We start from the raw sequence: 23,696 nt of genomic DNA on the forward strand, positions 1-23,696 counted from the left end.
GAAACACTGGATGAATACGAAAAAAGCTCCGCAAATGCGGAGCTTTTTAACGTCATTGTCTTCACAGCCACTTGTCGATTAATCTTCGTCTGTGACAAGCAACACTGAAAACTGGTTCGCCTCAGGAGAATAGCCAATAACATCTCCATTCACGCTTTCGAACGTCATGATTTGTCTAGCGTCGGTGCCGGGCGTGTTGCTCCAGATATAGCTACCTAAATCACCAGTTTCCAGCGAGTATGCGCTTTCAAACGCCGTACCATTCATTGAAGGATGGAAACACGCACGCTCTGTGAGTGTAACTAACTCTTTAATATTCGGTAATCGCCACTGTTTTTTATCTGCAAAATTGTGTAGCACATGGTTGCCCGAGGCATTCCGAATTTGCTCCGCAGTAAGCAGCGCGTTTTGCCATGTTACTTTTTGAGCTTCCCCAGAACACGCCTTTTGAGCCATATCCCATGTCATACCAACTGGGCAGCGCATCCAAGTGAGTCCTGTTTTTAAATCTGTTACAACACCTAGATCAGAGTATAAGTAGCGAGAATTCGGCGCTGACTTCACAAAATCCAAAGAGCATTCCTGAGCGGCCATCGACGCGTAAGAAACAAGTACAAGAGATAATGCGGTAATAAGTTTTTTCATCTTACTCTCCTTTCTCAGCAACTAGACGAATTGGAAATTGGTATGAGTCATCAGCTGTTGGATCTTTTTTATCGGAATAAATCTCAATCGAGCTAGATTGTCCACGGTCGGCACCTCGAACCGTTACCAACGGCATTCTTAAGTACTCGGGCGTTTTTACCTTGTCATTTTCAGTAAAGGTAAACGCCTGGAACCAAACCGAACCGTATTCCAAATAAGGACTACCTAACGTTTGCTGTGGGAAGAACTTAAAATTCATTCCATAAACGACGCCACTTGCATCTTTCTCTGTTTCACCGAAGTCGAGAACATCATAAAACTCCTGATAATCCGGTAAGCGCCAATTTGTGATACCACACAGTGACTTCTGGTTGATGTGCTCAATGTATTGCTTAGTTGAGCAAATATCATCTCTTGCGTTGACACAGCCAACCTGTTCCAAGTCTTTAGAAAACGGCTTAAAGTCTTCTGATTCGTAAACAAATAGACGATCTTTAAACTGAAGCGAATTTTCGTCAGCACTTTTGTTTTCCCAAACCAAACCCGTACGCTCATCTAATGTACAAGCCCAAGTGGTTGCATCCACTTTTAGCTTCTCGCCCGTTGCACTTAACTTAACAAACTTGAAGCCATTACCTGTCGCCGCCTGCTTCTCTAACTTGTCAAAGCCAAATTCAGCATCTTGTCCTGGGAAAAGTTCTTGAGGCGTCGCTGTGTTCGAATGTCCTTTAGCGACCGTATAATACAAAACGGTACCCGTATCGTTACCTACCGAACCAAGCGCAGATAAAGAAGACAGCTTGGCCGCTAACTCAGAGACCTCCACATCACTCAACAAGTACGCCGCGAGAGATTTGTCGTTATAGCTGAGTGTTTGCGCCATCGTCGCCATGCCAAGTGTGATGTGTTCTGGCTTCATTTTGCTTAGCAACCCGACCGTGTTTTGCTCGATGTATTCCAACTCAGACGCATTGGGATCCGACATCACGGTGCCAGACAGTTTCACGTTAGCATGTGCAAGCCAATCTTTTAGAACTTGTTCTGCTTGGCTGACGGTTTTACCATCAATAACCAGCGCTGCGATTAATGTGGTAACGCCATTAATGTCGTTACCTTTGCTCAAACCACGCCCCGGCGTCATCATGTTCAGTGTGAGCTCGTCGCCTTGGTCAACCTGAGCCAAAATTGGACTGGTTAAAATGTTCTTGTTTGTCGAGGTAATCGAGAACTCACCTGCGTTATCACTTTTTGTGCTCGGCTCAGTCGCATCACACACAAAGTTCTGGTTGAGGTCGATGCACACTGGTGTATCTAACAACGTACCTTTCGCAGAAATGGTTCCCGCTACGTTGTAACTTGGCGCCGTTGCGTCACCACCACCAGAACCGCCACCACAACCAACAAGGGCCAGTGAGACTGCAATGAGAGAATATTGAAACTTCATAGGTCTTATCTTCTTTTTGATGAATCGTTATTACGAGAGCGAACCACTCTCAACATTGAAAGCACAAGCAAGCCAAAGAGCGCCCAAGGTGAGCCACTCCCACCCGAGCCATTGCCGTTGCTTTTCGAAGTGGTATCAGCACCGCACTGATACTGGTTAAAGTGACTCACACCCCACGCTTTTAGTGCGCCCGAGTTGCCGACCACCCGATCGGAGACTTCTAGTCGCCACGTTCCCCAACTAGGCTCTCCAACCAATGCTTGCAGCTCTGAATCGTGCTGAACCGTGAAATAGCCCGTAAACCCACCCGATTGACTCGGCTGATGGTTAAACAGCACTACAGACTGGCCTTGTGGCGACGTCAACGTGATGTGTAAATCCGCTAAATTCGCGTGTTCGATATCGAGATAAACGGCAAATGAGTCATCAATTTTCTGCGTTTTGTCTGATAGTGTTTGAACAAAAATTTTGTTCCCTTGCACTTCTTGACCGCGCGAGTTAATACTCGCATCGGTGAGCGCATCCTCGATAGTCTTGGGCTTATTCAAAAGTAGAGGAATGCCATTCACTAGCGCCGTCACGTTTTGCCAAGATTGCGCCTTAAGCCCTTCAGCAAACTGATAATCCACTGAAACTTTAGATTCAAACGGTGCACCACACGTCAGCCCCGTTGGTAAGTTGGCACTGAATGAGGCCGAGTTTGCCAGTTGCACATCGACCGCTTTCGATGTGTCGTTGTTCAGTGACCAATTGCCCTTTACGCTTGCAGATCGGCCGGTGTGAGAAAGCGTCAACTCGACCGTTTCCCCAGCGTTGATGTAACGAGATTGATATCGGGCGTTAAAAGGAACTTTGAGTAAGTTATGCTGTGCGAAGCTATCTTTCAGAATTTGTGCGTACTCTTTTTCAGGGAAAAGCATTGTCGCGGCAAACACGGTGGACTCCGCCAAATCATGCATTTTCACACCACGACCCACGCCGTACATGCCTTCAAGCACAATCGAGTCAAAGTCACGGAAAACACGATCCGAACCATCGCCATAACGAGCAACGGACGCTTTCAAGGCTTGGAATAAAGGTGTCGACCACAACTCGTCGCCCAATTCACCACCAACACTTTCATGCGCTCGGTATTCCGCTCCTTCAAAGTAGCGAGCACGTTGGTTCCAGAGACTGCGTGTTGCGCGGCGAACGCCAAACATGCCATCCCAGTTGAACACCGTATCAATCTCAAATTCCTGACCACGGCGAGCCGCATCTAAATACTGTGTTCGGTAGCTCGCACTGCCCGCCCAGTAATCACCGACACCTTCTCCAATCGCACCAGTGTGGCCATACGCCCAATCGGGAACAATTTGATAGTGAATCCCGTGTCCTAGCTCGTGCAAAATCACATCTGCATCCGCAGCATCCGGAGATACTCCACCCACGCCTAACATCAGCGCACGCGAACCTGTGTAGTAAGAAGAGTTGTCTAGCGCTAAACCACGTCCATCAAAACGAAGCGGCTCTTCAAATAAGTCATAGCTCAAGCTCGATAGGTACTGCAGTGAGTTGTCAAGATGGTAAAACGCCATCAACTGCAAAAAGGCATTGTCGCCAAGCTGAGCACTTTGCATCGCTTTTACATCAGCAAAAGATTGAACACCTTCAGGCGGCAAAATACTGCTTGTATCGCGTACGGGCTCCGCACCTACCGCAGGTGTAGGCAGTAATGCAAGTGCATCCACCTGTTTAACGCGCTCGTTGGCTAGGTAGAACTTGCCGTCAGACTGCAAAACTTGAATCTGCTTCTCAACATATTGAAGTGGCTGCGGATAATCCTCTAACGAATTCCAAGCGGAATCAGGCGCAGCTTGTTGCTGCATCGTACGTAAATCAGGATCAAACACTGAGACGGGAACCGTCACTAACTCACCAGAGTTCAACGCTGGCGGCTCGGTCACTTCCAATCGAACAGGCAATTCCAGTTCTGCGGCTGGCATCGCATCGCCATTACGAATAACCGTATCTTCAAGGCTTTTGAAAATACGCTCGATTTGGCTGTCTTGGTTAGTCGATAGCACAATGGTGCGTTGCGGTTGATACTGACCATCGACCCACACATCAAAGTTGTAATGATCTCCAAGCTGAGAACGGGTCTGATAGCGAAACTTAAGTTCGCCAGCGCTAGCGTAATTGTCTTGTAAGTAGCGAAGCGCTTCGGCTTGGTTCGTGACCGTAACAGCTGCGCTAGGGTAATCCCACTGCGCAGCGTTCGTCACTTGAACGCCTGCCAACGCAAGAGAAAGCGCTAAAAGTTTGAGTTTCATGCAGGGCTCCTACTAAAAGATGTACTTCGCGTTAACCGTAAAGTAACGACCTGGTTCCGTTGAGTAGCGTTTGCTCTCATCTGCTATGCCAGCAACGTCTTGGTAACGAATGTATTCTTTGTCGAACAGGTTGATGATGGTCGCACTCAAACGAAAATCTTTGGTGATTTGGTAACTAGCCCCCAGATCGAGCGTGTTCCATGCCTCTGTTTGTGCGCATTCTGTCTTTTGTCCGAGCGACGTTTGGCAACTCGGCACACGATCCATTGAACCAGCCCAATTCCACGTCGCGAACGCATTAAAGTCTTGTTGCTGGTAGTTCAGCCCAACATTGCCCTCAAAAGGCGTGATGCTACGAACGTATTCGCCCTCAGCGTCCTTTCCATCCACATAACCAAGCTTGGTACTTAGCTTCCAAGACGATGTGAAAGCATACGCAGCAGAAAGCTCCGCGCCATAGGTTTCAACGCCGTGTAAGTTTTGGTATTGCTTGACGTAGTTGCCGAAGTTATCTTGACCCGTGGTAACAACATCAATGAAGTTTTGGAACTTGTTGTAAAACGCAGAAACGTAAAGTTGCGCTCGGCCATTATCGAATTTGTTACCGATTTCAAACGAGTCCGAAGTTTCAGCCTCTAGATCCATATTTGGTGCAATAACAAAAGGCGTCAGCGGCACAAAGTCGTGGCTTACGAAGCCATACGCCTTATCGTATTCTGGCGCTCGATAGCCGTGATCGTAAGATAGGTAAACACGGTTGTTTTCGCGCACTTCACGAGAAATCGACAAGCTTGGTGAAATTTCAGAACTGTCGATATCTTTCAATGGATATCCACCGATATCATTCTGGCCATCAGGTGAAAGTCGGTGCGCATCGAAACGCAAACCGCCAGTCAATGTCCATTTCTCCAGCTCAATCATGTCACGGAAATAAAGCCCAATGTTGTAAGCACGTGCAGCGGCAAAGGGTTGTTTTTGCGATGCGTTGGAACCCGTCCAATCGAGGACTTTCTGATTATCTTCACGTTGGTAATAATCTGATGCTATCTCAACGCCATAGGCTAACTTGTGCTCAGCCGATGAGGCGTGAAGCGTCTGTTTGAAATCCGCTCTCAAACCGACGGTGCTATCGGTAAATGTTTTGTGCTCAAGTTCGCGGCGCTTGATCAGCAGACCATTGGCGTCGGTAGAGTTCATTAAGCGATTGGTGTCTGTGATCACTTCGGTATGACGCCAATAAACTTTGGTATCCAACTCTTCAAACCATGTTGGATCAAGCGGCGTTAGCTCGGCACCTAAATATGCACTGTATTCTTCTGTCGATTCATCTTCTGCAAAGTCTTCGATATGCCACTTGCCATCTTTTTGTATGGATGACGAACCTTCAAGGCGTTGTTGGTCTTGTCGATAGAGCTCGGCACGCGCTTTGATCATCACTTCATCACTGAAGAAATGATTGATGGCGTATGACGCGCTGTAACCATCCAAATCGCGGTTGTACAAATCTTGGCTGAAGTTACGCGTCTCTTCACCTTGCCAATAAGCCGCGTTGACCAAGCTTTCTGTATCGCCAGAACGAAATGCCAAATTGCTCGCGCCTTTGTATTTATTGCTGATCCCCGTATAAGTGCCCGTGGCGTCAACATAAAAGTCACGATCTTCTAAAAACTCACCAGGCTGTTTGGATTTTAGAATCACAGCGCCACCAATGGCACCAGAGCCCAAGACTGAGGAGCTTGCCCCTTTCACTACTTCTAATGATTCAAGATTAGATAGATCGAACGTGTCACGGCCCACTTTGTCATTGTTGTCATTCGCACCAAAACCGTCTGCAGAACGAATGCCGTCACGAATGATCATAATGCGATTACCCGTCATGCCCCGAATCGTGATGTTTTGTGGACGACCAGCGCCACCCGACACACTTACCCCCGACTCGTGACGCAGCGCATCATAAAGCTCTGTTTCGCCCTTTTGTTCAATCTCTTCGCTGGTGACAACCGCAACGCTTCCTGCTACTTCAGACACAGGTTGTTCAATCCGATTCGCCGTCACCACAACCTCTTCCATAGAGAAAACGTCAGATTTGGCGTGCACTTGGCTGGCAGCTAGTACCGAAAGTACTGCCGCTGACACTGGGGTAAGCTTCATTTACTGCTCCGCTTTAGATGTATTAATCAGTGATAAAAGAAAGGCGTATTCTTTTGCTTGTTGTTCTTGCGCTTGTCGTGGGTCCATTTGATGACCCGAGTTAAAATCGGTCTGTAACAAGTACGGCCCGGTGTGCTCACTTAGCTCAGAAACCTTGGCGAGATACTTGGCACCTTCCCAGTAAGGCACGCGCTGGTCGATCAAACCGACTTGAACCAGCATCGGTGGGTAAGCGTCTTTGTGAATGTTGAGAATTGGATCATACGCCTTCATTAGTGCCAGTTGCTCAGGTTTGGTTGGGTTACCCCATTCGCCATACTGCTGTGTGGTCAGCGGAAGTGAGGTATCCGACATGCTGGCTACCACATCAACAAAAGGCACTTTAAGCACGACGCCTGAAAACAACTTAGGATCTCGATTAACCGCTCCCGCGACCAACGTGCCACCAGCACTAGAACCAATGGCGAAAACCTCTCTATTACCGCGTTCAAACGTTTTCAGCGTCTTAGCGACCGCGACAAAGTCGCCAATAGAATTGGCTTTGCGCACACCACGGCCTTGCTCATGCCACTCATCGCCAAAGTACCCACCGCCACGAACATGGGCGATAGCGTAAATCACGCCTTGGTCGAGCAAGCTTATGACTTGAGGCATAAAGTACGGTTTCATCGTAAAACCGTATGCGCCATAGCCATAAATCATCACGGGTGATTGTGCGTGTAATTTGTCTTTGCGATACGCTAAAGAGACGGGAACAGAAACACCATCGTGCTTAATGAAAATTCGTTTTGAAACATAATGTTGGCTATCAAAATCTTGGTAAGCATCTTGAGAGTACAAAGATTTAGTCAGCGTTTTTACATCAAACTCTTCCCATTGAGGAGGCGTGGTCATCGACATGCTTCGGATACGAATCTTGTTTGACTCAAAATCGCCTAACGTGCTCAACCAAGCGACATTGCCATCGTGTTCCAATGGCAGTATCACTTTTTCCTGACCTTGATAAGAATACACCGTCAACGTCGACACATTGTTTGGCTTACTAAGTGCCACAACTCCTGCATCATAAAGGTAGAACTGCTCAAGCGGCTCACTAGGGTTGGTAAAGCGTTGCCATGTTGCGCTAAGCGGCGTGAGTTCGGCTTGGTAAAGAGCGAACTTTCCTTCAAGATTACTGTTGAGGTAAACATGCCCTTTCGCGACATCTGCGTAATATTCCACGCCCACTTCTGGCACTCGCAATGAGTCGGTGACGGTGCCCGTTTCTAGATCGACAAGCTTCTGCTCTGTTGTTGACTCGTTGTTGCTTTGCAGCACAGCGTAACGGCTATCTGCCGCGCGATAAAAAGAGAGTAACCAATCTGATTTGTACTCATTCCATACTACTGTTTTAGCCAAAGACTCCGTGGAAATACGTAGGATCTGATGAGGTCGCTGGGTACGCTTGTCCTTTGCTACAAGGTACGCCATTTTTCCATTTTGTGATAACAGTGCACCACTATCGACGTGCGTTGCCAGTTCCGCAGATTGGCCTGAGAGTAAATCAACAACCACGGCATGATATTGCTCGCTGCCGTCGATATCCTCAGTGAAAAGCAGTTTATCGCCACTCACATGCCACTGACCAAGTTGATAGTATTGATGCGCCGATTGTCGCTCAGCGAAATCAAACACCGCGTTTTCTGGTGCATGCTGACTCGCACGTGATAACAACACGTAGCGACCGTCACGACGCGTTAACGTCCACTCTCGTCCATTCACAATCGACCATGGCTGCTCGCCTTTGTCTGCCACCATGGTTTCCCACTGTGCCAGCAGATCTTGTGTCAGTGCCTGATAACCTTTTTGATACTGTTCGGTCTTGCGGTTTTGCTGCGTCAAGTAGGTAAGAACTCGCTCATCTTTACGAGCATCATCTCGCAGCCAGTTAAAATCATCAGCGGCAGTAGCGCCAAAACTAGAGGTAACTATGAGCCCTAAAAAAACATGAGTAAATTTCATATAGAGAGCGAATTCATTTATAGGATTAATGGAATCCGCGTATTCTGCCCTTAAATAAAAATGAGATCAATTATCATTTTCATAATTAAATGATATTTTTATCTAACCTGATTGAAAAAACGTTTGCTTTAACCAGTGTAAACACAATCAACATCTTGCTAAATTAGCAATCTGTGCTGTTTATATGAAGCCAGACAAATATAAGCATTGGGAGAAACGGTTAGTAAGAATTGGGAGAAACAGTTAGTAAGAAAAGACAAGAGTTGGCTAAGTGACGGGCATAAAAAATCCGAGTGCGAACACTCGGATTTTATATGCATTAGAATCAGTTTAGAACTGAGGCGATCATGACTCTTCAGAGCTTGGTGCCGCTGGCTTTTTCTTAGGGATGAACACGTCATCACCCACCGATACGTTTTTGTAGAAGCTCTTGTCGCGTTTAGCTGGTTGCTTCGCCACTTTCTTCGCTTGAGGACGCGCTTTTTTCGTCGTCGCTTTCTTATTACGGAAATCTTTCTTAGGTGGTTTCAGACCTTTAAATTTACCTTTCAAATCTTCAAACACTGAGAATGCAAGATCTTGCTGTAGGTAAGTTTCGATACGCTTGAAGCTATCCCAGTCTTTTGGACCAACCAGAGAAATCGCATCACCTTTGTTACCCGCACGGCCAGTACGACCAACACGGTGCACGTATTCTTCTGTATGCTTTGGCATATCGAAGTTGATGACGTGAGTCACTGTCGCAATATCCAAACCACGAGAAGCGACATCAGTCGTTACCAGAATCTTAAACACCGCACGCTCAAACTGGCTCATGATGGTGTTACGCTGCGTCTGGTTCAAGTTACCACTCAGTGCAACGGCCTTCAGTTTTTTCTCGTTCAGCTTCGCGGTTAGACGTTCGGTATCGTCACGCGTTGCCGTAAAGATGATCACTTGGCGGTATTCTGCTTCAGAAAGTACGCGTTCCAGAATCGCTTCTTTGTGATCAAGGTGATCACACAAGTAGAATTTTTGCGTGATGTCTTTGTGTTCTTCGTTAGATACGCCAACTGCGATACGTTTTGGCGCATTGAGCATTTCAGAAGCAATATCGTTCACTTCTGCGTGGTCCAGCGTTGCTGAGAACATCAACGTTTGACGACGACGGTGCTTCGCCGCGTTATGGATTCGACGTAGCTCAGGCGCAAAGCCCAAATCCAGCATACGGTCTGCTTCATCAAGAATCAGCGTTTCCAAACCGTCAAGGTACAGAGAGCGGTGCTCTAGGTGGTCAGCCAAACGTCCTGGTGTTGCCACGATGAATTTCGGGTAACGACGCAGTGCTTTTACTTGATCGTTAAAGTTCTCACCACCAAGAATCAACGCTGCATCGTAAGATAGACCAGCCAGCATAGAGCGAAGTTCGCCATACACTTGTTTAGCCAACTCACGCGTTGGAGCCAGAATCACAGCACGAGGATCTTTCGCTGAAAACGATTTTGTCTTCAGTGACTTGTGAAGCATTGGCAATACAAACGCCAAAGTCTTACCCGAACCCGTTTTCGAAGATGCCAATAAATCCTTGCCTGCAATCGCAACAGGAATAGCCTGTTTTTGAATGTCAGTCGGTTTTTTAAAATCGTAGTGTTTTAGGTTCTTCAACAATCGGTTGTCTAGGCCTAGATCTTTAAATTGCAAAGTATTCTCCAATAAATCAGTCAGCGTCTGAGCGCTCTGTAATGTCGTTTCCGCTCTAACGCAGCAAAAAAATAAAGCTCGGTATAATACCGCAAATCATAGGAGTATAGATAGAGATCACACAAACTAATTCCCACGGATGAAAACAAAACATCATTTGCAGCCCAGTGAAGAAGAAGCGTCGTCTGTAACTGGCGAAAACCTTGGCTAGAATTCGAGAAAAAACACGCCCATAAAAGTGTCGAATTCACTTCGCAGAACTGAGCCGATTACAGTTATTTAGGGGTAGAAACTTTCATTTGTGTCAATATCGTCTAAATTATTGATATCAGGAACGTGGCAAAAATACCTGCTATGTGGACTGTTGTGGGAGCAATCGAAAGGATGAGTAATTACTTTTGTTAGGCTCAGGTAAAAGTTAACGTCAGGTACTCCATGAAATTCTTGGATTTTTTTGACTTTTGCTACATCATGTACTGATAAAATGTAACCACATTTAACCTCGCTACTGTATAAAAAAAGAGTTATAGGGCGAGACTTTCACTATAAGCAAGGAGTTCTTATATGAACAAAACGTTGATCGCAGCTGCAGCAACTTCAGTACTTCTACTAGCAGGTTGTGCTTCATCTGATGACGCAGCAACAGCAAACGCAGCTAAACTAGATGAACTAAGCAACCAAGTTAGCCAACTAAGCCAAGACGTACAATCTCTTCAATCTGACGTTCAAAAATCAGGTGACGCAGCAATGGCTGCTCAAGAAGAAGCAGCACGTGCTAACGAGCGTATCGATAACATCGCTCAGTCTTACACTAAGTAAGATGTTGTTCCGCGCTTTAACGCCCGTTAAGGCGCGGTTATTTCTACTGGGACCCCATTCTGAGCGGCAATAACGGCTTTCGCTTTCACATTCGTCAATCCAAATTCATTTAGCCACCAGCCCAATTCTTTCGGGACTTGTAAATGATCTTTCTCGCCATTGCTGCGAGTTAACGGTTCATGCGCTTCCACAAACACACTACGATCCGGCTCTAGTGACACTTTCACTGGCTGATTGATGATGTTTACTTTTTCACCACGACGAACTTTGTCGAACAACCATTCGATATCACTTGGGTCCATACGAATGCAACCAGCACTCACGCGCATTCCGATGCCGAAATCTTTGTTGGTACCGTGAATAAGGTACTCACCATTTCCGTAAGCTAGACGAAGTGCAAACAACCCAAGTGGGTTGTCGGGGCCTGCTGGCACAACCGCAGGTAAATCCACCCCTTTCGCTCTGTATTCTGCACGAATAGACGCAGGTGGCGTCCATGTTGGGTTCGGACGTTTTTGGCTGATGCTGGTTGTCATCACTGGTGTATCTCGACCAATTCGGCCAATACCAACAGGGAAAACATGCACCACATCTTCGCCCTCTGGGAAGTAGTACAAACGCAGCTCTGCCAAGTTAATCACGATGCCTTGGTGAGGAACTTCAGGAAGAATAAGTTGAGATGGAATAGTAAGCACGCGCCCTTCTTGAGGAAGAAATGGATCAACGCCTTTGTTCGCTGCCATCAACGCTAGCATACCCACGTCATAATGCTTGGCGATGTTTGCCATGGTCTCGCCTTCTTGCACGACGTGGTTTTCGAGGCGACCAATCAAACGGCTGCCGTCCTCTGGTAACTCGTACATTTTGGCGAATGACAATCCACTCACTAATGATAACGAGACAGATAACAGGGTTCGTTTTGCAAAACTCATTGATCGCTTTTTGCTAAGCATTTCACTCTATTCCTTGGCACTTTTAAAGAGCCGTAAGGTTATCTCTCTTTCAACCTTGTGATCAACCATCGGCTTGTGATATTCCAGTAAAGAAAATCCCTCCCAAGTCCATGGTTTATGGACGAACTTATTCGGCACACTCTTAATTTCTGGCACCCAATGACGTACGAACTGACCGTCGGAATCGAACTTCTCGCCTTGGCTTATTGGATTGAAGATACGGAAGTATGGTTGGCCATCACAGCCAGTCGATGCCGACCACTGCCACCCACCATTATTTGCCGCAAAGTCGCCGTCGACGAGCTTGCTCATAAAGTATTCTTCGCCCCAGCGCCAGTCGATATGTAAATCCTTGGTAAGAAAGCTTGCGACAATCATACGAAGTCGGTTGTGCATCCAGCCAGTTTGATTGAGCTGACGCATTGCCGCATCAACAATTGGATATCCAGTCGTCCCCGTTTTCCAACATTTAAAAGCTTGCTCATCGTAAGACCATTGAATTTTATCTTCCCAGTCGATGAATCCGCGACCTTTGACAAGTTTAGGTTCAAACACCAATAAGTGCTGGTAGAACTCACGCCAAATGATCTCGCTCAGCCACGTTGCTTTGCCTTCTGACAAATCCGGTTGTGGATTCTCAGCATACAACCTCGCGATGCACTGTCTTGGCGACAATGCTCCGATGGCAAGATAAGGCGAGAGCTGACTCGTACCATCGATAGCGGGGAAATCTCGCTTCATCTGGTAACCGTCACTACGCTCGCGTGCAAACGTCCTCAATTGCTTGAGAATGTCGTTGGTCGATGCACACCAAGCTTCGCTCGATTCCCTCGGATAAGAGAACGTAAAATCGGCATCAAAACCGTCTTGTTTTACCGCTTCTAACTGCTCACTAGGCAGTTCATTTTGTCTCTGAGGCTTGGATACCGTTGGCAAGGAAAACTTTTGCAACCATGCTCGTTTGAATGGCGTAAATACTTTGAAATACTCACCTTGCTTGTTGAGTACGGTCGTTGGCGCATGAACGCATTTGTCGTGAAAGGCGTGAAACTCTACCCCACGATTATCCAGTGCTTGAGATACCTTTCTATCCAACTCAACTTCATTCACTTCATAATTGATGTTGACCATTGCCGCTGTTGCGTTGAGCTTATCCGCCCAATCGCAAATGACTTTTGTACAGTCATCGAAACGCGGAACTTCTTTATATAGAAGAGGAATGTTTAGCTCTGTGAGCTCTTGATGAACATGCTCAAGACGCCTAGCGATTAAATCCGCCTGCATCGGCGCCATGTGGTGCTCTTGCCACTGTTCTGGCGTTGCAACAAAACAAGCAACAACAGGTTGCCCTGTATCAAGTGCCGCCTTTAACGCCGTGTGGTCTAACGTGCGTAAATCGCGCCTAAACCAAACCATAATCATGTGGTCTCCTTACTGAATCTGTGTTTGTGCAAGATGAAGTTTCTCAATAACTTCCGAACACTGCACTTGCTCAGGATACCGCGCTAGCAGCGCTTTGAATGCTTCCACTTGCTTGGCAGGTAGCGCCTTATTCGAGAACACATAAACACGCTGGTAGCGTTCAATTACGTCGTGACCCACCAAGCCAGAAACGTCGTCCACCTTGTCGACCAAGGTGATGTGGTAACCTTGCTCACACAACTTCGCAGCCTGAATCCAGCTTTCTGCATCTCGACTTTGTTCAAAGCTGATCAACAGACATTTCCCCTTAGTAGATGCTTTGTTTTCAGAATCGATCACCAATGCCAAACGCGTGATTAAACAGGTTTGGAACAATCCCATCTGCAAAGAGCGCAGCGAGCCCTTAACCAAATCCAATGCTTCAAACACAGGATTGATAAACTGATCTACGACTAAGTTGAGCGGGTACTCTTTCAATACCGATGAAAGGACGCTTTCCGTTTTGCCACGATTGAGTTGCGACAACGCAGACAGTACGGTTTCCACTTCTTCAAGCGAATGGTTTTCTGCACTGATTTCTACATCCGGTTGGCCGAGCAATCCTTTCACTTTGCCGATCGCAATGCCTTTGGATAACCAACCTTGAATTTCACGAATCGTATCGAGATCTTGCTGGCGATATAAGCGATGTCCTTTTTCCGTTCTTTGCGGTTGGATTAGGTTATAGCGCCTTTGCCAAGCTCTCAGCGTCACAGGCTTAACGCCCGTAATCTCTGCAACATCTCGAATTGCGTATAGTTTTTCTTCTGAACTACAAACCATATCGTAATCTCATCTCCTGCGGGTGTGGCTCTAAAAACTTCTGTTTTTGCAGATATTCATCTGGATAAGCATTTAGATAGTGTTTAATTAATGTTAGTGGCGCGAGCAATGGCAGCGTGCCAGTGCGATAGTCTTGAATCACGGTCGCGAGTTCTTCTTTTTCATCTTTGTTTAGAGAGCGTTTGAAATACCCTTGAAGATGCATCAACACATTCGTGTTGTTTTTGCGACTGGCACGGTTCGATAGCGCCGTCATCAGACCTAATCGATATTCTCGGTAAAACTCGTCAATCTCATAGTTGGCAACATCTGCGACTAAGCGCCCCAAAGATCGATACGACTCTGGATGGTGCGCCATAAGCGTTAGCTTATAACGAGAATGGAAATCGATGATCTTACCGCGTGTCGGCTCACCTGCCATCGATTCATAAAAATCGTTGAGACAGTAAATGCGAGTAATGAAGTTCTCTTTAAGAACGGGATCATTTAAGCGTCCATCTTCTTCGACAGGTAACCACGGCATTTTTTCCATCAACGTTTTCGTGTAAAGACCAACCCCTTCTTTTGCAGCGTTGTTTTTGCTGTACACTTTTACGCGTTCCATACCGCATGTTGGCGATTTGGCACAAACGATATAACCACACAATTGCTCATTTTGAAGCTCATCCACTTTATTTGCGGAGTAAGTCAGCATGTTATCTGTGTGATCATTGTCGGGATTTTTCGTTTCAACCAACGCGATGCGTTCTTCATTACTGATTAAACGAATCGTCGGGCGTGGCACTGGCATGCCTACCCCCACTTCTGGGCATACAGAAACAAAGTCAAAATAATTGCTAAGCTCTTTAGTTACAAAGTTACTGACTTTATGACCAGAGTCGAAACGCACGCGTTCACCTAGCACGCAAGAACTGATACCTACTTTGATTGAAGATTCCATAGCAACGTCATCCCTATACAAAAAGTTTAGTTGTATAACTTATAGCAAGCCACCCTAAATTGTACAAGAAAATTAGTTGTACAATTTAATCGTTTTACTTACTCCTCCGCGATTTCGATCAGCTCGATTTAAAAAATATTTATCTTTTTCTTTGGCTGTTTTGTGTACGCAATCAACAAATCGCTCAAAAGCAAATCGATTGCCTTTTTGCTTTCAACAGATTTAGTTATCAATAGCGTGGTTAGTTTCGAAAAGGGTGTTTTTTGTGACTAACCTCTCAAGGGATCACTGTACGTCCCGATATTATTGCCTCAACGAAAACGAACAAGTTCAACAGAATTGGTAATAGCATCCTATAATAGATGCGTTTTATCAGAACAAAACTTTGGAGAGCACTTATGGCAACCCCACACATCAACGCACAACCAGGTGATTTCGCTGAAACAGTTCTAATGCCAGGCGACCCTTTGCGTGCTAAATACATTGCAGAAACTTTCCTTGAAGATGTGAAGCAAGTTTGTGACGTTCGCAACATGTTCGGCTTTACTGGCACTTACAAAGGTAAAAAAGTGTCTGTAATGGGTCACGGTATGGGTATCCCTTCATGCTGTATCTACGTACACGAGCTAATCGCTGAATACGGCGTGAAAAACGTTATCCGTGTAGGTAGCTGTGGCGCGGTACGTGACGACGTTAACCTAATGGACGTTGTTATCGGTATGGGTGCTTCTACAGACTCAAAAGTTAACCGTATCCGTTTCAACAACCACGATTTCGCTGCAATTGCTGACTTCAGCCTTCTAGAAGAAGCGGTTAAGCAAGCTCGCGCTCAAGAAGTGCCAGTGAAAGTAGGTAACGTATTCTCTGCAGACCTGTTCTACACACCAGAAGCAGACATCTTCGAGAAGATGGAAAAACTAGGTATCCTAGGTGTAGACATGGAAGCGGCAGGTATCTACGGCGTAGCTGCAGACCTAGGCGCGAAAGCTCTAACTATCCTAACGGTTTCTGACCACATCATCCGTGGCGAAAAACTAAGCTCAGAAGAGCGCCAAAAGTCGTTCAACGACATGATGAAAGTTGCTCTTGAAACAGCAATCAACATCTAAGAAGTTATTAAGTAATAATTTGCAGCCAGTGCCTGACTGGCTGCCCGAATTATCCCGAGGGGGCGATTGTGTCTAACGGCGAACTGCCAAAAGACGCAGATGGGTTACAACTCAACTTTTGTAAAACATTGGCGTGTGACAACTTTGGATTGAGTGATGCAAAGCGTTACGTTCTGCAACATGCGAACCCTAAGCGTCCGGCGATGGTATGCCGTGAATGTGGAGCTTTCCCCCCCTTACTTAACAACCGCGATGTCGTGAACGAACTTCATCGCCTCCGACACGTCCACAGTGACGGGTTACCTGCTTGTCGCAACGACGCGTGTGACAACTTCGGACTCTCTGTCCACACTCATAAACACCTCTATCACGCATTCGGTTACAGTGGCGATCGTCAACGTTACCGTTGTAAAGCGTGCCAAAGCACTTTTGTCGATAAATGGTCTGGCGCCAATAAAAAGCTGCAGTTTCAAGAAAACCTGATGGGCCTTTTGTTCACCGGTTATTCCGTGCGCGAAATTTGCCGCAAACTCAGCATCAACCCAAAAACGTTTTATGATCACGTTGACCACATCGCCAGTCGTTGTCGTCGTAAGCTCGCGACTATTGATGCTCGTTGGGTTAATCACGCCAGTCACTACGAGTTAGCTTCCAGTTACATTGCCTTGCAGCCACACAGCAATAATGGAGTGTACTGGATTGTGTCTGGTGAAGCGCACTCGGGCTACATTCTTTGCCAACACGTGAACTACTCTTCGGATGAAGAACCTATCGCGACGCTGGATCACAACCCGTACGACGAAGTTTCTCGTTTTGTCTCTCAAGAGTACACAGCGGAAGCAAGTGAGCCACCAGCGGAACCTTCTAATCACCTTAGAGAGCGTATTGACCAAAAATACCAAACGATTTTGGCTCGTGGTAACGTCGAAGATCCGCTCGGTAACTTATCGGTATTTCATTACCCATCGAAAGGCGCGTTAGTTCGTCCTCCTTACACCTCGTACGCGCACTATTTGCATGTACTTGATATGTGTTGCCCTAACAAGCGGGTTTCGATTTACATGCCACAAGATCCCCTGCTCCGCTCCGCAGCGTTGAGCGTTTGTTTGTCTCGTATTCAAGAGAAAAACGTCGATCTGATGTATGTAGAAGAAGACGCTGGCTGGGACATGACCGCTCCGTTTGGCAAAGTGGATATTGCCTACATGAGTTGGTGGCGCGATCGCTGGGCGATCTCCAGTCAAGGCAAAAGCCACAAAGGCATTTGCTACCTTGCTGGCGATAAAAATGAACCAGAAAAGTGGTTTAACGTGGCAACAACTCGCCATGTGCAGTTCTATCAAAATCGCTTCCAGCTGTTGTTCGAAAGTTTCATTAACGAGCCACGTCGCAAATTGCGACCTGCCGGAATTTTACCTCTTTTAGATATATTCAGAGCTTGGCATAATTTGTGCTATCAGGACAAACAAGGTCTTACTGCCGCACAAAGGCTAGAAGTCACTGACGCACCTCTAACCATTAAGCAGCTCCTATCGTAACTATTTAACTCATTTAGATGTGGTAATTAGGGGCAGTGACGGTATACATTACGGCACCTGATATTTTATGATGTGGCTTTCATGCTGCACTCGTAATGAAGTACGCATCTAACCACTTATTATTTAGGTGTAAATTCCAGTTCGATAGTCATGGATGTGAACGTTGGATAAAACCCAAATTCAGCTAGAAGACGAGCTTAACTCACTCAAAGGGCAAGTGAAAACGGACCCTGAACGCACTCTTCGCCTCGCCGAGCAGTGCCGCATTCGCGCGGAACAAATACTGTTTATTGACGGAGAAATCAAAGCGTTACTCGTCATGGCGCACAGTTGTTGGTGTTTGATGGAATATCGCCAAGGGCTGAAATTCATCAAAGACGCCTACAATAAGCAAATCCAACTGGACACTGACGATCACCTTCCAGAAATTCTGCATATCTTCGCCCTTCAATACTGGGGACAAGCCAAATATTACTCGGCGCAGCAATATTGGATTAATGCCTTGGAGCAATCGGCTTTGGTCGATGATATTGAGATTCAGATTGAATCCCTGATTGGTCTTGGCAATGTTTGGCGCATCACCAACGAACACAAACTTGCCGCATCGACTCATGAGCTTGCAGTTAAAGTGGCAAACAACGTCCGAATTGCATGGTTAGAAGGTAAAGCTCGCATTCTGCTTGCTTGGGACTACTACCTCCTCAACAACTTTATTGAGATGCTAACGGTACTTGATGGCGCAACAGAAGTGCTCAAAGACCATGAAGACAGCACTTGGCAAGCCGAAATTTGGGACTTTAAAGGCTTGGCTCTCCTTGGCTTAGAACGCCTAGACGCAGCGGAAGAAGCAACCCAAAAAGCACACAAGCTGGCCATTGAGCACGATCTAACGTGGATGAAAGCACACTCTTTCATCAGTCGAGCAAGACTAGAGCTACTGCGTAAAAACACGGACAGCGCAGCCGAGTTGTTGCTTGCCGCAGAAGAATCCGCGCTTAATTTCGATAACGGCGAACTGCTAAGTCAGATCTGTTTTCAACAATCTCGCGTTGCTGAAGAGCAAGGCGATTTCGAAGCGGCATTTAATGCGTTTAAAAAATACCGCAAACATGCACTGAAAATGCTCAAAGAGCAGACCAATCGTGTCAGCATGGATAAAGCACGCGGCTCAAAACGCCAGCTAGAACAACGTGCTCGCAAGCTCATCAATCGTATTCGCTCTCAACATGAATACGATCCCGAAAAGCAGTTTTCTAACGTCGTTTCCGAAACGTACTGGTGGGAACAACTGGTTCTATTTAAGACTGAGCTTAAGCGCTCTAACCATGCAGTGATCATGATTCGTCACTCCAATCCTGCATTTCTCGATGCGTGCACTGAACTGGTTCACTCATTAACGACGCCAAGCGATCTCATTTCACGCCTATCTAGCGATCGACTCGCTATGTTGATTGCCGAAAAAGATCAAGCCGCAGAAGAGCTCTACCGAACCGTGCATGCCATGTTAGACATTTATCCATGGGAACGACGTGGCCTCAAAGGGCCAAAACCGACATTGTATTTACAAGACATCCTGACTTTCCCATTTACTTTAGAGCAGTTGGAAGAAAGCTATATTGAGGTAATGAAGAATGGAACTACTGCTTAGCAAAGTCACTGACGCAGGCATCGATCCTTCTTCTGTCTCTGGGGAAGAAGCCATCACGCTTTGGGAACATATCGGTCGACACATTGCGTCCACCAGCCGTGAAAAAGCACACTGCCTAATTATCAGCGCAGAATACCGCCGCGAAATCAAACAGCTTTGTGACAGTATCGAAGAGCTTAGACAAGCATTAGAGCTGCTCTCATTACCTGAGGATGTCGAAGATATACTGTCGGTCAAAGCAAGTTTGAGCGAACGCTTAGTTGAAGTTGGTGATTACAACTCTGCCCTCACCGAGTACATCGCCTCCACCAACATCGCAGTGGAATACGGTTTTATCGACGAATACGTTTTAGCGATCATTGGTATGGGCAACTTATGTGATGCTTATGGCGATCACAACCGTGCTCTACGTTACTACCAAAAGATCGACGCGATAGATCATGCCATCAGCAGTCGCTCACTTCGTTTGCGTTACAAACTGTATATGCTCGCCTGTTACATCAGTCTAAAACGCGTGGCCGAAGCCAGCGAATTATTGGGTGAATGTGAAGAGCTCAGCATCCTAGTAAGCGACAAAAACCTCGCCGCTCAAACGCATTTGTATCGCGCTAAATTGCATCGTCTGCAAGAAGAGTATTCCGAAGCGCTGCTTTCCATATCCAGCATTAAGTACACCACCGGAAGTGCGACCACCTATTGGCTCTCAACCATGGTCAAAATTGAAACGGCCTATTGCTTGAATGGTGTTGGCCACACTTCGTTGGCCAATTTGCTGTTGGAGTCCATTGGGAAGCGAATTAAAAAGCATTCTTCGCCCATTCTTGCGAAACGTTTTTACAACGCAATGAGCAAAGTCAGTGCGTCACAAGGACAGTTTCAGCAAGCTTTAAGCTGTGAGAAACGCGCTTTTCGTATTGAATCAGACTTAATAAAACACATCCCAATCAGCGAATTGGGCGCGGCTCAACTGCGTCGATTGTCTCGCTTTGAATTACAGTTAAAACTCATTCTGTCTGAGATTGAAAATAAAGAGCTTAAAGAGACGACCAAACAACACAAAAATACCGTAGCTCAGTTACAGCAAGACGTATTTACCGATCCCCTTACCTCGTTGCACAACCGCCGCTGGTTGGAGGTAAAATTGAAAGACATGTTGCTGCACGACACTCCATTCGCATTGATGGTCATCGACATCGATCACTTCAAATCCATCAATGACGAATTGAGCCATTTGGTGGGCGACAAAGCGATCAAAAGTGTGTCACAGGAACTGGCAGCCTACTTCAAATTTAAAGGTGCATCGTGCGTGCGATTTGGTGGTGAAGAGTTCCTTGTAATTCTTGAGAACAGCCAATTGGAACGCGCAGAAATGCACGCTGAAAACTACCGCGAGCGTATTTTTAAATATGCATGGCGAGACATTCTTGGCGAACGCGGCCTAACCGTTTCCATCGGTATTACACTCCATCGCGAAGGGGAAAACACTCAGCGCACCTTCTACCGCGCCGACAAAGCCTTGTATCGTGCCAAAGCCAATGGCCGAAACCAAGTCTGTACCGAACTTTAAGCCACGCCCCAGTTGAAATCTGGGGCTTTATCATGCTTTTTATCAGTCCTACCCGAATCTATTCACTTTTTGTTTAAATCTGTACTCAATCTCGCCAAACTTGCCTACAACTATCAGTACGTACTGATATCGCATAAACATAATTCGCACATAAAAAGCGCTTGATTCATCTATAGTTAAGACAAATACTTAAACCGTTAATTTACGTAAGTTTTTCCAATTCGCAACAAGCACAGGTAAGTAAGATGTTTCTAGACTATTTTGCACTTGGGTTACTCATCTTCGTTGCTTTAGTTATCTTCTACGGAATCATTGTTATCCATGACATCCCGTATGAAATTGCTAAAGAGCGTGAACACCCGCACCAAGACGCAATTCACTACGCAGGTTGGGTCAGCCTGTTCACACTGCACGCACTTTGGCCATTCCTTTGGATATGGGCAACATTGTGGCGCAAAGAGCGTGGTTGGGGTTTCAAACAACTTGAGCAAGAAACACACGACATTCATCACCGTCTTGAAGAACTCATCGACGAAGTCAACGAACTCAAAAACGAAGTATCGATGTTGAAACAACAAAAGATTCAGCAAAAGCCTTTGACTGAACAAAGTAAAGAGGACGAATAATGGATTTATTGCTGATTCTGACTTACGCAGCTCTTTGTATCGCCATTTTTAAAATCTTCAATATTCCTCTAAACAAATGGACGGTCCCGACAGCTGTACTTGGTGGCGTAGTGTTGGTGGGCACACTTGTGCTGCTTATGAACTACAACCACCCATTTACTCAGTTAGGTAACCAAGTGTTCCCAACTACGCCTATCGTCTCTGGTGTACGTGGCCGCGTTGTGGAAGTACCAGTTCAAGCGAACCAACCGCTCAAAACCGGCGATATTCTTTTCAAAATCGACCCTGTGCCTTTTGAGGCGGAAGTCGCTCGCCTTGAAGCGAAAGTCAAAGAAGCAAGCCAAGGCGCGTTGGGTTTAGAGTCTGATCTAAGAGAAGCAGAAGCTGCGGTTTTAAAAGCACAAGCTGATAGAGATAAAGCGCAAAGAGAGTTTAGCCGATATCAAAGAGGCTTTGATCGCGGTGCGTTTACTGAACAAGATTTAGATACTCGACGCCAAGCGTATAAAGCGGCAGAAGCCATGCTAGACGTTGCGATTTTGCAACAAGAACAAGCGCAAATCGCTCTGGACTCTGAAATTGGTGGTGAAAACACTCAAGTCGCGCAACTTCTCGCAGAGCTGCGTAAAGCAGAGTTTAACCTAGAACAAACTATCGTTCGTGCGCCAACCGATGGTTACGTTACGCAATTGGCTTTGCGTCCTGGCGTGATGGCTGTGCCGTTACCGCTTGCTCCTGCAATGACCTTCGTGCATACCGAAGACATTACGTACACCGCTGCGTTCAGACAAAACTCGCTACAACGTTTGAAGCCGGGCTTTGAAGCTGAATTTATGTTCCGCGCAATTCCGGGCAAAGTGTTCCGTGGCGAAGTCATTGACGTGATTCCGGCCATTGGTGAAAGTCAAATTCAAGCCAGAGGTGCTCTACTAGGTACCGATGCCTTGCGCACGAGCGGACGTGTATTTGCGAAGCTAAAAATCACGGACGATTTGAGCGAATACCACCTGCCAATGGGTACTGCGGTTGAAGTCGCAGTTTACTCAGACAGCTTTACTCACGTATCAGTGATGCGCAAAGTGCTTATTCGCATGAAGAGCTGGCAGAACTATTTGTACCTAGACCATTAATGAACTGCTAGCTCATTCATTTATCGATGAAAATAGCATCATAAAGTGTAATCGGGGGCTGACAATCAGCCTCCGATTTCATTCTAGCCATCCAGACAGATAGCATTCCCACTTTTATCAATATTCTGTATAATGCGCGCCTTATTTTTAATGCTTGCTAAAAAACAAAGCCAGTCAAAGGGATACGTGAATCAAATCACACATTTCCTGAAGAAAAATAGAGCAAACAATAAGCAGCTTGGTTGTTTTGGATATATGTTACACAATCAAATAACCAATGCTTTCCAACAATATAAATGAACGTTCTTTAAAATCGACAATTGAACTGAGGTTATCTATGAATCTTTCTGCTAAAACCGTTGTGGTTATTGCAATTGGTGCTGCTCTTTACGGCATCGGTGGCTTACCTATGTTTGGCATCCCTGTGTTTGCAAACACAACGCTAAAACCAGCAATGGCAGTATTAGCATTGTTCTCAGTACTATTTGGCCCACTTGTTGGCTTTTTGGTTGGTTTTATTGGCCACTGGGTCACCGACCTATTTGCAGGTTGGGGCGTATGGCTCACTTGGGTACTTGGTTCAGGTATTGTTGGTTTGATTATCGGTCTATTCCCTTCTCTAACGCGCTACCGTTTGGAGAAAGGTGATTTCAATATGAAAGACTTCGCGTTATTCGTGGTACTTGCACTATTAGGCAACGTATTTGGTTACGGTTGCTCTGCATTCCTCGACACGATTTTGTACGCAGAACCGTTCACTAAAGTGTTTACCCAGCTTTCTATTATCGCGATCGGTAACACCATTCTTATTGCTATTGTTGGCTTCTTCATTCTTAAGTCTGTCGCTAAACGTAACAAGCAAAGCCGTAACTTAACAGAGGCTTAATGT

Annotated in this window: 18 protein-coding genes; 8 read left to right on the plus strand and 10 right to left on the minus strand. The window is 46.1% G+C overall.

Annotation, left to right across the window (positions count from 1 at the left end):
* Positions 1–78 precede the first annotated feature (78 nt).
* From DYB02_RS18815 to DYB02_RS18840, 6 genes are all read right to left on the minus strand, one after another.
* Positions 79–645, minus strand: coding sequence for an Lcl C-terminal domain-containing protein (locus DYB02_RS18815; protein WP_005462950.1), 567 nt, complete (start codon positions 643–645; stop codon positions 79–81).
* 1 nt (position 646) lies between these two features.
* Complete coding sequence (locus tag DYB02_RS18820) at positions 647–2,089, minus strand: Lcl domain-containing protein (RefSeq protein WP_029804225.1); 1,443 nt, start codon at positions 2,087–2,089, stop codon at positions 647–649.
* A 5-nt stretch (positions 2,090–2,094) separates the two neighbouring features.
* Positions 2,095–4,401 (minus strand): proprotein convertase P-domain-containing protein, encoded by a 2,307-nt coding sequence (locus DYB02_RS18825; protein ID WP_029804226.1) that lies wholly within the window; start codon positions 4,399–4,401, stop codon positions 2,095–2,097.
* 12 nt (positions 4,402–4,413) lie between these two features.
* Complete coding sequence (locus tag DYB02_RS18830; protein WP_029804227.1) at positions 4,414–6,552, minus strand: TonB-dependent hemoglobin/transferrin/lactoferrin family receptor; 2,139 nt, start codon at positions 6,550–6,552, stop codon at positions 4,414–4,416.
* Positions 6,553–8,553, minus strand: a complete 2,001-nt coding sequence (locus tag DYB02_RS18835) for a prolyl oligopeptidase family serine peptidase (protein ID WP_029804228.1) — start codon at positions 8,551–8,553, stop codon at positions 6,553–6,555.
* A gap of 345 nt (positions 8,554–8,898) precedes the next feature.
* Positions 8,899–10,245, minus strand: coding sequence for a DEAD/DEAH box helicase (locus DYB02_RS18840; RefSeq protein ID WP_005499754.1), 1,347 nt, complete (start codon positions 10,243–10,245; stop codon positions 8,899–8,901).
* A 552-nt stretch (positions 10,246–10,797) separates the two neighbouring features.
* Between DYB02_RS18840 and DYB02_RS18845 the strand changes: the two genes are divergently transcribed.
* Entirely contained in the window at positions 10,798–11,052 is a 255-nt protein-coding gene (locus DYB02_RS18845; RefSeq protein WP_005462467.1) for an Lpp/OprI family alanine-zipper lipoprotein, read from the plus strand.
* A gap of 26 nt (positions 11,053–11,078) precedes the next feature.
* On the opposite strand, the gene DYB02_RS18850 is transcribed toward DYB02_RS18845, so the two are convergent.
* Genes DYB02_RS18850 through DYB02_RS18865 form a run of 4 tightly spaced genes read right to left on the minus strand, consistent with a single transcriptional unit; the run spans position 11,079 to position 15,189 of the window.
* Positions 11,079–12,005 carry a L,D-transpeptidase family protein gene (locus DYB02_RS18850; RefSeq protein ID WP_005462944.1) on the minus strand — a complete coding sequence of 309 codons (927 nt, stop codon included), beginning with the start codon at positions 12,003–12,005 and terminating at the stop codon, positions 11,079–11,081.
* Between the two features lie 6 nt (positions 12,006–12,011).
* Positions 12,012–13,427 carry a deoxyribodipyrimidine photo-lyase gene (gene phrB / locus DYB02_RS18855; RefSeq protein ID WP_029804230.1) on the minus strand — a complete coding sequence of 472 codons (1,416 nt, stop codon included), beginning with the start codon at positions 13,425–13,427 and terminating at the stop codon, positions 12,012–12,014.
* A gap of 9 nt (positions 13,428–13,436) precedes the next feature.
* Positions 13,437–14,249, minus strand: a complete 813-nt coding sequence (locus DYB02_RS18860; protein WP_029804232.1) for a MerR family transcriptional regulator — start codon at positions 14,247–14,249, stop codon at positions 13,437–13,439.
* On the minus strand, positions 14,239–15,189 hold the full coding sequence (locus DYB02_RS18865; protein WP_017447269.1) for a YbgA family protein: 951 nt from the start codon (positions 15,187–15,189) through the stop codon (positions 14,239–14,241). Before DYB02_RS18865 ends, DYB02_RS18860 begins: the two co-directional genes overlap by 11 nt.
* Positions 15,190–15,587: 398 nt before the next feature.
* Between DYB02_RS18865 and deoD the strand changes: the two genes are divergently transcribed.
* The 7 genes from deoD to DYB02_RS18905 all read left to right on the plus strand — a co-directional run bounded on the left by deoD (position 15,588) and on the right by DYB02_RS18905 (position 23,693).
* Complete coding sequence (gene deoD, locus DYB02_RS18875) at positions 15,588–16,298, plus strand: purine-nucleoside phosphorylase (RefSeq protein WP_005462930.1); 711 nt, start codon at positions 15,588–15,590, stop codon at positions 16,296–16,298.
* 68 nt (positions 16,299–16,366) lie between these two features.
* Positions 16,367–17,836 carry a lactate dehydrogenase gene (locus DYB02_RS18880; protein WP_029804234.1) on the plus strand — a complete coding sequence of 490 codons (1,470 nt, stop codon included), beginning with the start codon at positions 16,367–16,369 and terminating at the stop codon, positions 17,834–17,836.
* Positions 17,837–17,999: 163 nt separating this feature from the next.
* Complete coding sequence (locus DYB02_RS18885) at positions 18,000–19,484, plus strand: hypothetical protein (RefSeq protein WP_029804236.1); 1,485 nt, start codon at positions 18,000–18,002, stop codon at positions 19,482–19,484.
* Complete coding sequence (locus DYB02_RS18890) at positions 19,468–21,051, plus strand: GGDEF domain-containing protein (RefSeq protein WP_005478159.1); 1,584 nt, start codon at positions 19,468–19,470, stop codon at positions 21,049–21,051. The genes DYB02_RS18885 and DYB02_RS18890 overlap by 17 nt, the downstream gene beginning before the upstream one ends.
* Before the next feature lie 245 nt (positions 21,052–21,296).
* Entirely contained in the window at positions 21,297–21,677 is a 381-nt protein-coding gene (locus tag DYB02_RS18895) for a DUF3302 domain-containing protein (RefSeq protein WP_005478107.1), read from the plus strand.
* Positions 21,677–22,807 carry an HlyD family secretion protein gene (locus DYB02_RS18900; RefSeq protein WP_005478401.1) on the plus strand — a complete coding sequence of 377 codons (1,131 nt, stop codon included), beginning with the start codon at positions 21,677–21,679 and terminating at the stop codon, positions 22,805–22,807. The genes DYB02_RS18895 and DYB02_RS18900 overlap by 1 nt, the downstream gene beginning before the upstream one ends.
* A gap of 337 nt (positions 22,808–23,144) precedes the next feature.
* Positions 23,145–23,693 carry an ECF-type riboflavin transporter substrate-binding protein gene (locus DYB02_RS18905; protein ID WP_005375133.1) on the plus strand — a complete coding sequence of 183 codons (549 nt, stop codon included), beginning with the start codon at positions 23,145–23,147 and terminating at the stop codon, positions 23,691–23,693.
* The last annotated feature ends 3 nt before the right edge of the window (positions 23,694–23,696 follow it).

Origin of the sequence: Vibrio parahaemolyticus (assembly GCF_900460535.1) — a bacterium.
GTDB lineage: Bacteria > Pseudomonadota > Gammaproteobacteria > Enterobacterales > Vibrionaceae > Vibrio > Vibrio parahaemolyticus.

Coding starts and splice junctions, on each gene's coding strand:
- DYB02_RS18815 (WP_005462950.1), bottom strand. CDS start 645: ATGAAAAAACTTATTACCGCATTATCTCTTGTACTTGTTTCTTACGCG.
- DYB02_RS18835 (WP_029804228.1), bottom strand. CDS start 8,553: ATGAAATTTACTCATGTTTTTTTAGGGCTCATAGTTACCTCTAGTTTT.
- DYB02_RS18890 (WP_005478159.1), top strand. CDS start 19,468: ATGGAACTACTGCTTAGCAAAGTCACTGACGCAGGCATCGATCCTTCT.
- DYB02_RS18905 (WP_005375133.1), top strand. CDS start 23,145: ATGAATCTTTCTGCTAAAACCGTTGTGGTTATTGCAATTGGTGCTGCT.
- DYB02_RS18865 (WP_017447269.1), bottom strand. CDS start 15,189: ATGGAATCTTCAATCAAAGTAGGTATCAGTTCTTGCGTGCTAGGTGAA.
- DYB02_RS18845 (WP_005462467.1), top strand. CDS start 10,798: ATGAACAAAACGTTGATCGCAGCTGCAGCAACTTCAGTACTTCTACTA.
- DYB02_RS18860 (WP_029804232.1), bottom strand. CDS start 14,249: ATGGTTTGTAGTTCAGAAGAAAAACTATACGCAATTCGAGATGTTGCA.
- DYB02_RS18830 (WP_029804227.1), bottom strand. CDS start 6,552: ATGAAGCTTACCCCAGTGTCAGCGGCAGTACTTTCGGTACTAGCTGCC.
- DYB02_RS18900 (WP_005478401.1), top strand. CDS start 21,677: ATGGATTTATTGCTGATTCTGACTTACGCAGCTCTTTGTATCGCCATT.
- phrB (WP_029804230.1), bottom strand. CDS start 13,427: ATGATTATGGTTTGGTTTAGGCGCGATTTACGCACGTTAGACCACACG.
- DYB02_RS18895 (WP_005478107.1), top strand. CDS start 21,297: ATGTTTCTAGACTATTTTGCACTTGGGTTACTCATCTTCGTTGCTTTA.
- DYB02_RS18825 (WP_029804226.1), bottom strand. CDS start 4,401: ATGAAACTCAAACTTTTAGCGCTTTCTCTTGCGTTGGCAGGCGTTCAA.
- deoD (WP_005462930.1), top strand. CDS start 15,588: ATGGCAACCCCACACATCAACGCACAACCAGGTGATTTCGCTGAAACA.
- DYB02_RS18820 (WP_029804225.1), bottom strand. CDS start 2,089: ATGAAGTTTCAATATTCTCTCATTGCAGTCTCACTGGCCCTTGTTGGT.
- DYB02_RS18850 (WP_005462944.1), bottom strand. CDS start 12,005: ATGCTTAGCAAAAAGCGATCAATGAGTTTTGCAAAACGAACCCTGTTA.